The 16,156-nt window shown below is 61.2% G+C and carries 7 protein-coding genes, 1 pseudogene and 1 riboswitch; of the genes and pseudogenes, 7 read left to right on the forward strand and 1 reads right to left on the reverse strand.

Annotated elements, in window-relative coordinates; genetic code table 11:
- Positions 1-109: 109 nt before the first annotated feature.
- Complete coding sequence (locus KIH81_RS02350) at positions 110-781, reverse strand: ECF transporter S component (protein ID WP_214303887.1); 672 nt, start codon at positions 779-781, stop codon at positions 110-112.
- 6 nt (positions 782-787) lie between these two features.
- A riboswitch (FMN riboswitch) is annotated at positions 788-940 on the reverse strand.
- 1,119 nt (positions 941-2,059) lie between these two features.
- On the opposite strand from KIH81_RS02350, the gene KIH81_RS02355 reads away from it, so the two are divergent.
- From KIH81_RS02355 to KIH81_RS12000, 7 genes and pseudogenes are all read left to right on the forward strand, one after another.
- Positions 2,060-10,048 carry a cell surface protein gene (locus KIH81_RS02355; protein WP_420829116.1) on the forward strand — a complete coding sequence of 2,663 codons (7,989 nt, stop codon included), beginning with the start codon at positions 2,060-2,062 and terminating at the stop codon, positions 10,046-10,048.
- Positions 10,049-10,191: 143 nt separating this feature from the next.
- Positions 10,192-11,859: a SpaH/EbpB family LPXTG-anchored major pilin gene (locus KIH81_RS02360; RefSeq protein WP_214303889.1), complete on the forward strand. Its 1,668-nt coding sequence runs from the start codon at positions 10,192-10,194 to the stop codon at positions 11,857-11,859.
- A 173-nt stretch (positions 11,860-12,032) separates the two neighbouring features.
- Positions 12,033-13,133: a class C sortase gene (locus tag KIH81_RS02365; RefSeq protein WP_214303890.1), complete on the forward strand. Its 1,101-nt coding sequence runs from the start codon at positions 12,033-12,035 to the stop codon at positions 13,131-13,133.
- 148 nt (positions 13,134-13,281) lie between these two features.
- Positions 13,282-14,169: an isopeptide-forming domain-containing protein gene (locus tag KIH81_RS02370; protein ID WP_214303891.1), complete on the forward strand. Its 888-nt coding sequence runs from the start codon at positions 13,282-13,284 to the stop codon at positions 14,167-14,169.
- A gap of 87 nt (positions 14,170-14,256) precedes the next feature.
- On the forward strand, positions 14,257-15,270 hold the full coding sequence (locus KIH81_RS02375) for a glycosyltransferase family 2 protein (RefSeq protein WP_476695645.1): 1,014 nt from the start codon (positions 14,257-14,259) through the stop codon (positions 15,268-15,270).
- Between the two features lie 139 nt (positions 15,271-15,409).
- Positions 15,410-15,922 carry a helix-turn-helix domain-containing protein gene (locus KIH81_RS02380; protein ID WP_236029165.1) on the forward strand — a complete coding sequence of 171 codons (513 nt, stop codon included), beginning with the start codon at positions 15,410-15,412 and terminating at the stop codon, positions 15,920-15,922.
- Positions 15,922-16,156, forward strand: a pseudogene (locus KIH81_RS12000) (IS3 family transposase); the annotation flags it as partial. The gene KIH81_RS02380 and the pseudogene KIH81_RS12000, both read left to right, overlap by 1 nt.

Genomic DNA, 16,156 nt, shown 5'->3' on the forward strand with positions numbered 1-16,156 from the left:
GAGAGGGGAGCCAGGTAACGTCGCCGTGTCTAGTGCTCTTCTACTGACGGTTTCCCGCAGCGAGATGAGCCAGAAACGGTGCGCGGCCGGTTGCGCCGTACGAGCGCACTCACTGCTGCTTGGCGAGCAGATTGGAGATCGGCTTATAGATAAGGAACGTCACCACAGCGTGAATCGCCATTTTGGCGATGTTGAACGGCAGCAGGATCGGCACGATCATCGCGGCCACGGCGGAGACCGTCATGTGCGCGTAGATCGGCGTGACGATGAGGTTGCCCACGATCGCGGCGGCGATGGCCAGAACCGCGCCCGCCAGAATACCGATCGCGGCACCCTTGCGGGTGCGGGCCTTGCGGTAGATGAGCGAAGCCGGCACGGACAGGCACAGCGCCACAAGTACCGCCATCAACGTGCCCCACGGATCGGCGAACACATGCGGCACGAAACCGAGCACGGAGACGATCACCGCGGCGGACGGTCCGTAGGCGAAGCCGGCGATCAGGCACACGATGCCGGACGGGTCGTACTTGAGCCAGGTCACGGGCGTGATCGGGAACTCGATGAAGCTCGTCACCATCGCCAGCGCCACGAACAGCGCGTACATGGCGATGCGGCGGGTGGACCAGCGGCCGGAATCGGCCACGCCGGTGTTGTGCGAGCCGAGCTTGCCGGCGGTAGTGCTGCCGGCTACCGCACCGGTCGAGCCGGAACCTGCGGCACCTTCCGCGGCGGGCGCGACGGAACGGACGAATTGCATGCGGATACGCGAAGATACACTCATATTGAGTCCTCGTTTCTTCCATCCGGACTGTAACCGTTGGCTCCGGAATCCCACCGGATCAGCCGCTTTCGCGGGTCGCGGGCTTCCCGCCTGCCCCGTTATGAATCCCGGGGTGCGGGTTACCGCCAGTAAGGAATTGCACCTTCCCTGAAACTGACAGGCCTATTCATACGCCATACGCCGGACCAGCGCAAGCGGTGTTTCATGGATGGGCCGCGATTTCGCGGTCGGCGCATGACAGGGGTGGAGAAAAGTTACCGTATGGTCATTAATGTAAATAACTTGCAATACCGGGCATGTGGATTTATTGCGGCGGCGGTCGGGTATGTGGATGTGTTGGAAGAGGAGGTTGCGCCCCCGTTGATGCCGCTGCGGGCGCCTGAAAAATCGGGGGTATGGTGGGGCAAGTCGACCATATTTGTCCAATATGGTTTCGATGGGTACTGGAAGTGCTCGCGTGATGACTTAATGCTTTGAAAACATTGTGATTATTGGTTTTTGGGATTCATGGCGATGTCTGGGTAACGTATGGTGTTGACAAAAAATAAGACAGATTCCAACACTCCGTCTAACTTAACAAAGTTGATTTCTGTCGGGGGGGGTAATAATCGGGGCTGTTTTTCTCCGAGGTGACTCAGTGATAACGAGAGGTGAAGGATGCGTGTGATCCAGAGAGCCTGGCAGGCTATGGACCGTTTTCTCCCCGCAGTACCGCAACGGAATGCAATCGTTTGCAAGATTGTTGCGGGAGTCGTCTCGACTTCGCTGGGATTGACCTGCGCGGTGCCTGGCACCTATGCGCGGGACAATGGCGGTGTCACGATCGCATCCGATTCCGGCGTGACCGTGATCTCCAACGGTAATGTGGTCACCGACGGCACTATCGTCTCCGCGGCGGAGTCGCTGCGCACCCGAACCGCCGATGCCGCAAAGAACAACGTCACTCCGATTGATTCGTTCTCTGACGAGTCCGAACCGGCGTTTTCGACCAATACGATTCTGAATCAGCAGAACAGCGATGCGTTTGCTACGGACGGCAACCAGTCCAGTGACAATGGGGATTCGACCGGCGAGACCGGTACCAATGGCACCGGCACGGACGATGCGACTTCCGGCGACGGCGCTGATGCCGGTGCAGGCAAGGACGATTCCTCGGGTGCTGCCGATGGTTCGGCCACGGATTCCGATGATTCCGCCGGTAGCGGTGCTGGTTCCGGCTCCGACGAGTCCAATAAGTCCGATGATTCCGGCGACGCCTCTGATACCCAGACCCACGCCGTGAGCACCGCCCTCGGTGGTCGCGACTTCACCGGCCAGGTCACCAAGACCATCAACGGCAAGACCTACATCCTCATCGGCAACGAGCAACAGCTGCGCGCGATTGGTACTGACAAGAAGGTCATCAAGCCTATCTGGAAGATCGAGACCGAGGAATATCAGAAGGACGCCTGTACGGAGACCATCCTCGGTATCACCTATAAACGTGACTGCTGGGTGGACATCCCCGACGTGAAGACGCAGACGTATGTCGGAGATGCCGATCTCGATGCCAATACGACGCTGCGCAACAAGAAGGCTGACAGCGACAATGACGGTAGCCTGTTCTCAAGCGTTGGCGACCGTAAATACCACTACGTGACGCTCGACGACCAGGGCAACGAAGTCGAGGCGTCCAAGACCAGCGCGGATACCGGTCAGACCTACTCCGCCACCGCGAACTACATCATCTTCCGCGACATCGATTTGTCCAAGAACGCCGCGAAGCCAGCTGATACCAAGTGGTCGCCGCTCATGTTCTCCGGCACGATGGTCGGTGCCGTCGCCGTTGACGGTGACAGCCAAGGCAATCTTTTCGAGCAGATCGCCGCTGATGGTCTTGATGTGGCCAACGATACCGTCGCCAAGCCCGTTATCAGCAACGTCGTCGTCCATCAGACCGGCGAATTGGATACGCAGAGCCAGCAGGGCGTCGGATTCTTCGCGTCGATTTCGCCAAGCACCACGCTCACCGCGGGCCGATTGGCCGGCTCCGGGCGCGTGACGGTCTCCAACCTCAAGCTCAGCGATGTCACGGTTTCGAACGAATCCACCAAAGCCAAGGACAATTCCTCTTTGCTGGGTATCATCACTGAAGGCCTTGGTTTCCTCCTTGACACACTGCTTGGTCCTTTAAATCTCAATTTGCAGAAACTGCTGACGCTGCATGCGGAGAATCCCTCCAATTTCGCGACCGGCGCATTTGCCGGACGTGTCTACGGAGACTCGCATGTCAGCAGATGCGAGGTTGAGAACGTCTCCGTCTCCAACGTCAAGAGCATGACGGGTGGCTTCGTCGGCTACACGGAAGGCTCTACCCAATATGATGTGGTGCTTTCCGGTACCCTTGGCGGTTTGACCGGTCTGCTGACCAAGATTCTCAACCTCATTCCATACCTTGGCGCAGGCGATCTGATCAACTGGCTGTTGTCTGGCACGCTTGGACTGGACAGCCTCATCCCCGTCGCCTACGACAATCCCGTCATCTCGAACTCCACGGTCACGAACTTCAAGGAAGGCGTGACCCTCGGCAACGCTGACTCCGACTTCGCCGGCGGCTTCGTCGGGCAGCAGGCTGGTGCCATCATCGAACGGTCCAAGGTGACCAGCGCCAACGCATTCACCGTGCAGGCAGCCCTGTACGCGGGCGGCTTCGCCGGCGTCAGCCGTGACGGTGCCGTCGGCGGCCTGCTCAACAGCTTGGACATCTCGCTGCTCTCGCTGCTCAAGCCGCAGAGCATCATCGAGGAATCCGCCGTGGAAGCGACCGGCGGCCTCACCGTGAAATCCGGCGCCTACGCCGGCGGTTTCGCCGGTGCGCTCGCCAACTCGTATGCGGTGAACGACGACCTGCACGGTGGAAATATCGCAGTGCAGACCACCACTACCGTGGAGAAAACCACGGAATCGTATGCCGGCGGCTTCGTCGGCAAGGCATCCGTCGGCTGGGCCATGGACCTCGGCAGTTCCGACGATTCCAGCAAGACCGTGGTCAAGAGCCTGGTCAACCTCGTCAACAACCTGCTTCAGAACAACGGGCTGGATACCGACACCTCCGGCGACCTGCTCAGCCTGGCCGGAGTGAACCCGTCCATCGTCCTCGGTACGGACATCAATGCGACGGCATTGGATGTCAGCTCGGCCGGCGACTACGCCGGAGGCATCGTGGGCGAGGGCGATGGCACCATCATCGGCGATTCCTCCTCCGACCATCTCGGCAAGTTCGCCCCGTGGAAGCAGAAGTACAGCGGAGCGCGTCCGTTCCCCGAGCAGCGTTCCACCGCAATCAGCGGCCTGTCCTCGGTGAAGGCCAACGGTTCCTACGCGGGCGGCGTGGCCGGCAGCCTGCAGCCCGCAACGGTCGCCGCCCTGCTCAACGACACGCTCGGCATCACGTCGATCGGCAAGCACCTGGGCGAAACGAACCAGTTCATGACGTTCGAGGCGTCGAACATCACGCTCGAAGGACTCGAAGGAACGACGAACGGACTGACGGTGACCGCGGAAGACCATTACGCGGGCGGCGTCATCGGCTGTGGAACCGGCGGCGATCTCACGAACGTGCAGCTGAGCCAGCTTGCGTCCGTCAAAGCAAAGGGCGCGGCCGGCGGTTACGCCGGATTCACCGGACCGGGAAGCGTCGCCGACGCCTCGGGCGTCAACCTGCTCGGACTCGTGAAGATCTCCGGTCTGCTGTCCGTGGCTGAATACTCGGCGGTCACGGTGAACAAATCCAACGTCGAAGGCGTCGAGAACGGATTCACGGTCGAGGCCTCCGGCAACAACAAGGATGGCGGAACCGGCGATTACACGGCCGGCGGTTTCTATGGTCAGGCGAACAGCACCAATACCCGTGAAAGCCATGTGACGAACCTCAAGTCCGTCACGGCGGACGCCACGATGGATGATGGCCTCGCCGGCGGTTTCGTCGGCTACTCCACCACCGGCGGCCTGGCCGAGGCGGTCAGCGACGCCGACGACACGGAACTGCTCAAGAACCCGTTCACCGGCAGCCTCCTGTCCATCGACGACCTGCTCGGCGCGGTGCCGTACCTGATTCCGAACTATCTCGACACCACGGTGACGTACGTCGACGGCGGCTATGTGGAAGGCGACGCGGCCGGCGGCTTCGCCGGCGACTTCCAGTCGGGCAAGGTCAACCAGATCAGCGACGCCGATATCGCCAAGGATGCGACGCTCGCCGACGTGCAGACTCTCGTTACCTCGGACAGCTACGCGGCCGTCGTCAACATCGATCACGTCACCGGTGGCGCCTACGCGGGCGGTTTTGGTGGCAAGGTCGAATCCGGCGCACTCGCCTCCGCGGGCAAGGGCGGCATCAGCCTGCTCGGCAAACTCGGCACGGTGAAGCTCAGCCAGCTCGTCAGCCTCGTGCAGGGCTACGTCCCCTATATCTCCTATGCGAGCGTGCATTCGGACGATACCACCGTGGAGACGGCCAACAACGACACCGATAAGTCCGATGACGCTAAGGCTGAGACGACTGGTGATGCAACCGACGAGTCGGCTGACGATACCGCTGCTGAGGAGACAGGCAACGAGACTGAAGAGTCCGGCAAATCCACTGACGATAACGCTGAGAAGACTGATGGCAAGTCCGACGAGTCCGACGGAACCACTGCCGAGACGACCGACGACGAGAAGGACAAGTCCGGCGACACCACCGATAAGACGACCGACGATAAAACCAGCGGATCCAAGGATTACGGCTTCACCGTGATCGCCACCCGAATCGACTCGGGCGATTCCCAGTCCGGCGCGGCCGGCGGTTACATCGGCTACGGCTCCGGCGTGCAGGTGTCCCACTCCAACGTGACGCAGCTGCGTCACACCGACGTCAAGGCCCCGTCGAACCTTGAAACCACCAAATCCATCGATAGCACGTATCTGAGCGGCGACAGCTCCTATGCGGTCACCGGCGCACGGTACGCGGGTGGCTACATCGGCATGATGGACATCGGCTCCGCAGCTTCCGTGGGCGATGGCATCAGCCTGCTCGGCGAACAGATCTCCATCACCGACATGCTCAGCGTGCTCAACGTGGTGGTCTCCACCATCGAACACTCCGACGTGAAGGGCGGCATCGGCGGATACTCGGTGCTCGCCAGCGCCGCCGACCACAAGGACGGTGACGGCGAGGACGATCCGCTCGGCATGGCCGGCGGCTTCGCCGGACACATCATGGGCGGCCACATCCAGGATTCCAATTCCCACGAATTCGTCTACATCATCGGCCAGGTTTCGGCCGGCGGCTATGTGGGCACCATGGAGCCGGGCGACGTGGCGCATGTGATGGGCAGCGGCAACGTGCTCAAGAAGATCGCCGACATCGACAACCTCCTGTCCCTTGCACAGGACTTCGTGCCCACCATCCGCAACTCGTCCACCGACGCGGCCATCTGCGGCGGCGCGGTACGCGCCCAGGCCTCTTCCGGCACGAAAACTCGTCGCGGCATGGCCGGCGGCTACGTGGGCCACAACAGCGGCGGCCACATCTGGGGCAACAACACCAAGGTATGGAAGTCCGAAAACACCGACGGCAAGTACAACGGCACCCAGCGAGTGGCCTATGCGGCACGCATCCGCAGCGTGTACGGCCAGGAGATCGCAGGCGGATACAACGGTCTCATGGAATCGGCCAGCACCGCGAAGGGCGGCTCTCTGTCCCTGCTGTTCGGCGTCATCACGGTCGGCAACCTCGCCAACGTGCTGACCGCCGTCTACCCGACCGAGGAACACACCAAGGTCACCGGTCCGCTGCGCAACATGGCGTACTCCCAGTGGGAGACGTGGCATGACAACGTCGGCAAGTACGGCGCGTACGGCAAGGAATTCACCGATGTCGTCACGGCCGGCGGTGCAAAGGATGTCAAGGATCAGGAATCGCTCGATAAGTTCCTTGAGAAATACGTCTTCGGTTTCAACGTGGTCGCCGGTCGTGGCGAGTACGACGGCGAGAAGACGGCCACCATGGACTCCGGCGTCGCCGGCGGTTACGTGGGTCTCATGCGCACCGGCACCATCACCGACGGCCAGTCGTGGGATGTGAAGCGGGTGTCCGCCCTGCGCGCGGCCGGCGGTTACGCGGGCACGATGGAATCCGGCACTGCCGCTTCCTTCGGCTCCGTTGAACTGTTCGGCAAGAACAGCCTGTTCGGCGAGAGCCTGGCCAACGTGAACCTCGGCCAGCTGCTCGGCCTCGCGCAGGTGTTCGTGCCCGTCGTCAAGTCCTCGTCCGTGCTCGGCTACCGCAAGGGCATGAAGGTCCAGGCCACCGGCATCGGTGTCACGAAGGGCATCGGCAACGCCGGCGGTTATGTCGGCATGGCCGTGGGTGGTCAGATCTGGGGCGACCGTGACGCTGACGGCAACGAACTCGCCTCCGGCACGACCGCTCATCAGGCCGCGGGAGCCAACGTCTCCAACCTGCGCAAAGTGTCCGGCACCAACAACGTGGGAGGCTACATCGGCATCGCCACCTCCGGCGCCGTGGCGGACGTGAACACCGACGGCATCGGTGGATTCCTGCACAAGATCACCGACCAGGTGCTCACGCCGGGCAAGCTGGTCAGCGTGCTTGACGCGACCGTCGTGACCATCCGCGGTGCGCATGTCACTCCGGACAACAGCGAATGGGGCTACACCGTGGAAGGCTCCTACCAGGACGGCGACGAAACGAAGTATGCGCTCAACGCGGGCGGTTTCGCCGGCTCCCTGCAGGCATCCATTCTTGGCGACAAGAAATCCGCCAAGGGCACCGGCACCTCCGTGGATACCGCGAACGATCCTGCCGCCGTCACGGTGACCGGCCTGCGCGGTGTGGAAGGCGGCCAGTACGCGGGTGGCTTCTTCGGCCTTGCGGACATCTCCTCCGTCGCCTCCGTGGCGGGCGGTGAGGCCGCGGCCGATCAGAGCACCAACCTCGTGCTCAAGCTCATCAAGGCCGGCAACATCAGTGTGCTCGATGCGTTCCGCACGTTCATCTACGACGGTCGCGTGGACGGTGTCGCCGACGGTATCCAGGTCAAGGCGCATGACTCCACCACGCAGGGCACGCTCGACTCCACGCGCTTCACCGGCTCCGCCGGCGGTTTTGGTGGCGGTCTTATCAACGGCTCGGTCAAGAAGTCTTCGGTCACGAACCTCAACAGCGTCACCGGCCTCAACTACACGGGTGGCTTCATCGGCCACCTCGGCAAGGCCGGCACCGTGGACGCCGACAACATCGGTGTGGCCAAGGACTACCTTGTCGATCTCACCGCCGGTGTGCTCGACATCTGGGGCGCACATGTGGAGGATTCCGCCGTGTCCGGCATCCCCGCCGGATTCACCGTCGCCGCCACGCATAACGGCAAGGATTACGGGCAGAACGAGTCGCTCACCGATTCCAAGAACCGTAAGGGCGAGGAGATCGCCGCCGGCTTCGCCGGATACGCGGATCTGTCGCGCATTTCCAACAGCACGGTGACGAACTTCAAGAAGGTATCAAGCGGCGAGCTCGCCGGCGGCTTCGTCGGCCAGACCACCAAGGCGTATCTCGTCGATGCGGGCGTGAACTCCGCTGTGGTGAACATGCTCATCAAGTACCTCATCAACCCGCTGCTTGACATCCTCTATATCGACAAGATCGAGAACATCGGCAATAAGCTCGACGACTACAAGGAAGCGCATTTCGGCGCGCTCACCAAGTATCTCGACCTCGAACTGTTCACCGACGGCAACGCCCTGTACGTGAACCTGCTTGGGCTCAAGATCGGCGTCGCGCTCGACAAGCACGGCACCGAGGCCGACGACACGGACGATACCGCCGAGATCTTCATCGGCGACTCGTCGGTCACCGTCGGCTGCTCGAAGAAGGGCGTGAACAGCGGCTCCGTCGACAACGTGCATGCGCAGCTCATCAAGGCCAACCGCACGAAGATCGCCTCCTCCTCAGTCGAGGGCATCGCCGACGGCTACGACGTGTTCGGCGGTGGCGCGACGCAGGACTCCGACGGCGTGGAAGGCGTCAAGACCGGATACGCCGGCGGATTCGCCGCCGTGAACGACGAGGGTCTGCTGGAGAAGAACACCATGACCTACGCGGACACCATCCGCGGCACGAGCGGCCTCGTCGGCCCCTTCACCGGCAAGACGAACCTCAAGTCCGTCTACTCGTTCAACACCGTGTACGGCATCGAAGGCAACGGCAACACGTACCGCATCTACCGCGACGTGCCGTCCAGCTGGTCGTATGTGCTGACCAAGAAGAACCATGAACAGTTCACATACGGCTCGCACCTAGACAACGAGACCTACGCGGAGCACGGCGTCGACATGACAGGTACGCACAAGCTGACGCTCAACCGCTACATCGTGGCGCATCTCGCCAAGAGTGGCGACAAGGATCCAGCCATCAAGCAGTTCTCGGACTACGAAGGCGCGGTCATGTCCAACAACCCGTCCGGCTCGAACACCGGAGAGTTCGCTCCAGGCGTGAAGAACGAAGCCAAGTCGCTTGGCGTGTACGTGTCCGCCGCGAAGGCGGTACTCATGCTGGATACGGCCGTTGCGGACAACAACGGCGGCCTGACGCCCGAGCCGGACGACGGTCAGGATCCCTGCGGCGAGAACGGCTGCCAGACGGTTGACCTCACCCTGCAGAAGGTGTGGCGCAACGGTCAGCTGGAACGTCCGGACTCCATCACCCTTGAAGTGACCGCCACGTACACGGACGCCAACGGCGAGCAGCAGGCCGTGAAGAAGCTCGAATGCTTCAAGGACGACTGCACCACCGAAGAGCGGGACAACCCGTTCACGGTGACCATGTCCGCTAAGGAGAACGGTTCCCTGTGGAGCGATACATGGCGCACGAAGGTCACCGGCCTGCCGGTCGCCTTCGTGGACAAGGGCTCTGGCGCCGACGGCGAGGATGTGGTGCGCTACTACACCTACACCGTCAAGGAGATCAGCATGACCTTCGACACCGGCGAAGGCGCGACCAAGACACCGGCACAAGCCGGATACTCGGTCAGCGTGGATTACGGCCAGTACGCGGACGGCAAGTACGTGGCCACCGTGACGAACTACTCGCCGCTACCGGAAACCGGTGGCAACGGTATCGCTTCGATCATGCTCGCCGCGGTGCTGGTGTTCGGCCTTGGTGCCGCATGGACAGTGGTCGATGGACGGCGTTCGCGCGTGCGGTCGAGAGGACGGCACCTCGCCTGATGAACGGTGAGCGGTCGTTGACCGTTGACTGAAAAGCAAGAACAAGATTTGTCTGATGCCCTCATCGGCATCAGGCCATGACAATGCCACATCTTTTCGTCCGTTTCGAGCGGAAAGACCCAAAGAAGGAAAGGAACACAGTGATGAACTCACTGACCAAGAAGCTGGCGGCTGGTGTAATCGCCGCGGCCACGATGCTCGGCTTCGCCGGCCTCGGCGCCACCACTGCCAATGCAGCCAATGCATCTGATGGCGTTATCAAGGTCTACAACGCCAGCCCCGAATTCAACGGTAAGACCGTTACCGCCTACCAGATGTTCACGTATGACAAGGAAGCCGTGGATAACGGTACTGCCACCAACGGCGGCTATGCGTTGATTGATAGCTGGGATGCGTTCTTCAAGGACAAGGCTACGGAATTTAACCTCGGGGAAGTTTCTGATGCCAATGTCAAGCAGAAGGCATATGACTACGTTTCTGGTCTGAAGGATACTGCCGTAGTTACCTTCGCCAAGAAGGCTTCCGACTGGGCGAAGACGAATGATTCGACTCTGATTGCTGCTTCGCTCAAGCACACGGCGACTGCTGCGGAGGACGGCAACAGGTATGTTGCCACGATTGAGAATCTGCCGTACGGCTACTATGTGGTCAGTCCGCAGGGTGGTTCCACTGATGATTCTATGACTGGTAACACGCCTAACAAGCGTGGAACGGATGCCATCCTGCTCAACGTGAAGAATAATACTCCGGTAGAGCAGAAGCTGAAGACTACGTATCCGACCGTTCAGAAGACCGTCAAGAACGGTACTGGAGACTCCAACCACAACAGCGCTCAGATTGGCGACACCGTGGAATTCAAGCTTACTTCCACTGTGCCGGACATGACTGAATACACCAACGGTTACACCTTCAAGTTCACCGATACCTTGTCCAAGGGCCTTACGCTGAATAACACCAACGAAACTGCTGGCACGTTCACTGCCATCGTCAAGATTGGTGATCAGGTTCTTACTGAAGGCTACACTGCTACATTCACCAAGGATGCGACCGCTGGAACTACCTCTCTGGAGGTTAATATGACCAACTTCCGTGACAATCACCTGAATGATGCTGGTAAAACAATCACGGTTGAATACTCAGCAACTCTGAACAAGAATGCGGTCGTGGGCACAAATGGTAATGACAACACCGCCAAGGTGGTGTACAGCAACGATCCGAGCCAGAATACCACTGGAGATTCCAAGGAAGACAAGACCTACACCTACGACTTCAACTTTGGTATCGATAAGGTTGATGCTGATAATAAGACCAAGAAGCTTGGCGGTGCTCAGTTCGAACTGCAGGATAGCGAGGGCAACAAGATTACACTTGTACAGTCCGATACTACTTCGAATACCTTCCGACCGAAGACCAACGACGATGCGGATTCGGATGTTGCCAAGGCTGAAGATGTTAAGACCAATGATAATGGTGTTCTGAACTTCACCGGCCTGAAGGAGGGCACTTACAAGGTCGTGGAGACCAAGGCTCCTACGGGCTATAACAAGCTCTCCGCTCCGATTGAGGTGGTCATCCATGCTAACTATGGCCCGGATGGCAAACTGACCGATTGGGGTGTTACCAAGTCTAGTGAAACCTACGACTCGAACAATACCTCCACCACCATTACCGTCGAAAACAAGCAGGGTCTTGAGCTGCCGTCCACCGGTAGCATTGGCACTGCGCTGTTCACCGTGTTTGGTGTGCTGATTATGGCTCTGGGCGCTGTTTGGTACGTGAAGTCCAACCGCAAGTCCGGCAAGCGCGCCTGATCATATGAACCCAGTCATGATGTGACTAGCTGGCTGTGGGCGGGAACAACACGGCGATTGTCTGTGAATGCTTCTCGCCTATAACCTCAGCATTGCTGTGCCATTGCAAAACAAAATGCGTGGCACGGCAATGCATTAATCAATCGTTTATATAAGAAGGGAGGTGCTGTAAGGTGCAGCGCTTACGCAAATTCGTACCGGTTCTGGTGATTCTTATCGGATTGCTCGTGCTATTCTACCCGACGATCAGCAACTTCCTTGTCATGAAAAACTCCTCACGTGCGGTCACCAACTATGACTCCGCCATGAAAGACATCTCTGATGAGCAGTATCAGCAGATGCTGGCCGCCGCACATGCCTACAATGAGCATCTGTCCTCTAATAACTCCGGCTCCACGGACGCGCTGACCGGTGCCGTCAATACGGAATCCACGGACGAGGCATATAACAAGCTGCTGAACCTGAATGGCGACGGCATGATGGGATACATCACCATTCCGCGCCTCAAGGAGACCATGCCCATCTACCACGGCACCAGCGAGAAGGTGCTGCAGGTGGGCATCGGGCATCTCGAACAGACCTCGCTGCCGGTGGGCGGCGAATCCACGCACGCGGCGTTGTCCGGCCATCGCGGACTGCCCACGGCCAAATTGTTCACGGACCTGAACCTCATGAAGAAGGGCGACAGGTTCTACATCAAGATCTTGAAGGACACCTACGCCTACCAGGTCGACAAGATCACCGTGGTGCTCCCGACCGACACCAAGGAACTCGCCATCGAACAGGGCAAGGACCTGGTCACGCTCATCACCTGCACGCCGTACGCGGTCAACACGCACCGACTGCTCGTGCGCGCGCATCGCATCCCCTACACGCCCGAACAGGAGAAGGACGCAGAGCCCACCTTCCATGTGGATATCCCGCTGCAGTACGTGCTGCCGTCGCTCGGTCTGATTCTGTTGCTGGCTGGTTGGCGCATCTGGCGTTGGCGCGACGAGAAGCGCCGCCACGCGGAAGGCGTGGATGAGATCGTCGCCCGCGTGATAGGCGGCCCCAACGCTGCGCCCGCATCCGCTCCCGCGAACGATGGCGAGAGCGACGGTGCTGCCGCCGCACCCTCCGCCACGGAAGACCTTGTGGCGCTCCTGGACGACGCATCGCGGGAATCCTCGCCTCCACCGACGACAGACAACCCGCAAATCACCAACGACCACAACATCGACTACGACACAACGAGTCGGAAAGGACCGGCCAGACATGGCAGACATGCGTAACACCGAACGGCATACCATGCCGTGTTCGGCATCACGGCGGCAGCCGGCGCGTTCGATTGTGCAACGGCCGGTGCCGCGGTCGGCATACCATTCGGTGCCGTCGCCGGACCATACGATAACCTGTGCGGGCGCAATCCGGATGGGCCGGATGTCTTCGCGCTCGCCGAAGCCGTTCTCTGCGTTGTTCGTCGCCATGCTCACCGTGACTCTGACGCTTGTGGGCCTCGCCGCGTCATCCTTTGCCGCAACGCCGCGTGCCTACGCGGTGGACTCGCGCACCGGCACGCTGACCATCAGCGCCATCTGGAACCGGGACACGGACAAGCCCGTTCCGCTGGCCGGAGACACGTACTCCATCGTGCGCGTGGCCTCCGCGGACCTCGACAAGAACGGCAAGCCGACCGCGTTCCACACGCTGAAGGCCTTCGCCGCCTTCGACCGTGAGTGGAGGAGCCTCAGCGCCTCCGAATACAACACGGCCGCCAAGGAACTCGCCGAATACGCCAGCAAACACGATTTGTACGAGCATTCCGGCAAGACCAACGCCGCCGGTCAGCTGAAGTTCGCCAATCTGCCGACGGGACTGTATCTCGCCGCGCGCACGGCGGTCGCCAGCGCCAACAAGGCGTATACCTGCGATCCGTTCCTCGTCGCGGTGCCGGGTGTCGCGGACGACGGCACGGGGGAGTTCAACGTCACCTCGGAGCCCAAATTCAGCGGCGACGATACGCCCGATCCGAACCCCAATCCCAATCCGGACAACCCCGACAATCCAAACCCCGACAATCCAGGCAATCCGGATAACCCGAATCCGGACAATCCGGACAACCCCGAGCCGAATCCCACGCCGACCCCCAACCCAGGCACCACGCCCGGCGGAACCGAAATCCCCGCCGACACCGGCGCCGCCATCAGCGCGGTCGCGTTCGTGGCCATCGCCTGCACCGTGGCCGCCGTGATCATCCACGACCTGCGCCGCGACCGGAGCAAGAATGCCGGACAGGAGTCATCAATCCCGACTTCGCCCGCCGAATAACCGAACAACGGAATCGCCCCGCCCGTTCCGGCCGATTGGCCGGGCGGGCAGTTTGGTTTGTGCCGGTCAAGTGCAACAATGGAGACCATGGCTGAAGTGAAGAACCGCAACAAGACCATCGAGAAACTCGCCCTGATCGTCACCACCTACAAGCGTCAGCAGCTGCTGAGCGTGCTGTTCGATTCGATTCTGGCGCTCGAACAGGCACCGTGGCGCATCATCATCGTGGACAACGAGCACTCCGAAGAAACCGCCGGCATGGTGGCCGAGTTCGCCGGCAAGGTGACCGGCCAGTGGGGCACCACCGTGGCCGACCAGTCCGGCAACGAGGAGCGTGTGGTCTACGCGCCGCAGACCGAGAACCTGGGTGGTGCGGGCGGCTTCTCCGCCGGCGTCAAGAAGGCGTACGAACTCGGTGCGGCCTGGTTCTGGGTCATGGACGACGATGTGGCCGTGCTGCCGGACGCCATCGCCAAGCTCGCCAAATGGACGCCCCGCCATGAGGTGATTCAGGGTTCCCGCTTCGATTACGACGGCGGTCCGTTCTACTGGCAGTACGATTTCATCGTGCCGCTGGGCATTCCGAACCCCATCGCACCGGCCGCGTTCGGCCCGGCCGGCTACCGCGTGATGGACACGCTGTGCTTCGAGGGCGGCCTGTTCAACCGCCGCGTGGTCAAGGAGATCGGCCTGCCCGACCCGCGCTTCTTCATCTACTGGGATGACACGATGTACGGCTACCGTGCCAGCAAGGTCACCAATCCGATCGTGGTGCCGGACGTAATCCTGCGCCGCACGCGCGAAATCGGCAACTGGGACATCGCCGGCGTGCGTCAGCTCAATTCCACGTCCGACATGAACCGCTACCACATCATGCGCAACCGCGGTTACATGGCCCGCTACTTCATGACGTACGGCGACTTCCGTCCGGTGCTGTTTGCGCTGGGCACCTGGCTTACGGCCGTCAAGGAGGTCATTCGTCTGGTGATGGTGGACCGCGAGCACCTGTGCACCGGTCTGGTCAAGATCGCCAAGGGTTGGTGGGATTCGCGCAAGCTGTTGCACGATCCCAACTGGAAGCCCATGCCTCCGCTGGAGTAGAAGACGTCTTGTTTTTGGCTCCCCTCACTGAGGGGAGCTGTCGTCGTAGACGACTGAGGGGAGCACTCGTTCGAATGAACCGCACCCTGATTGTTGGATTGGAGTAATTCTGGTTCGGTGATCGGAGGTGCGGTTTCTCATGTCTGGGGATCGCAGGCGTCGTTACGACGACGGGTTCAGAAGGAACGCGGTGGGGTTGATCCGCCGGGGTGCCGGGAGCGTTGCCCTGGCCGGACGGGTTTGCATGCCGCGGCAGACCGCGGAAAAATGGGTGTTGTTGTACCGGACCGGCGGGGAGGCGGCGCTCATGGGAGAACGCGGCAGGAGGGTCTACGACTACGAGACCAGGCTTTCGGCGGCGCGCGACCGCGTCGAGCATGGCCTGACGAAGGCCGAGGTCATGGCGAGGTACGGGATCGCCGGTGTGACCACGCTGGAGAACTGGTGCCGCGCGTACCGTACGGGAGGTCCGGACGCGCTGCGCCCGAAGCCCAGGGGCAGGCCGAAGGGCGCGAAATCCAAACCGAAACCGGCCCCTACGCGCGAGCAGCTCCTCGAGGAGGAGATCGCGTACCTGCGGGCGAAGGTCGCGTACCTGGAAAAAGCCCGCGCCCTGCTGGCGTCGAAGTCACCAACCGGGAGCGGTCGGTGATCGTCTCGACGTTGGCGGGGCTCGGGCACGGGCTCGCGCACCTGCTCGTCGTCGCGGGTCTGGCGCGCAGCACGTACTACTACGACCTGTCGCATCCGCCCGCCGTCACCCGGCCGGACATCGAGCCGATGGTCGCCGAGATCTTCCGTCGCACGCCCAACGGGTGCGGGCACCGGCAGGTGCGCATGTGCCTCGTGCGCGAGTTCGGGGTGCGCGTGAGCCACAGGAGCGTGC

Origin of the sequence: Bifidobacterium miconisargentati (assembly GCF_019331675.1) — a bacterium.
Taxonomy (GTDB): Bacteria; Actinomycetota; Actinomycetes; order Actinomycetales; family Bifidobacteriaceae; genus Bifidobacterium; species Bifidobacterium miconisargentati.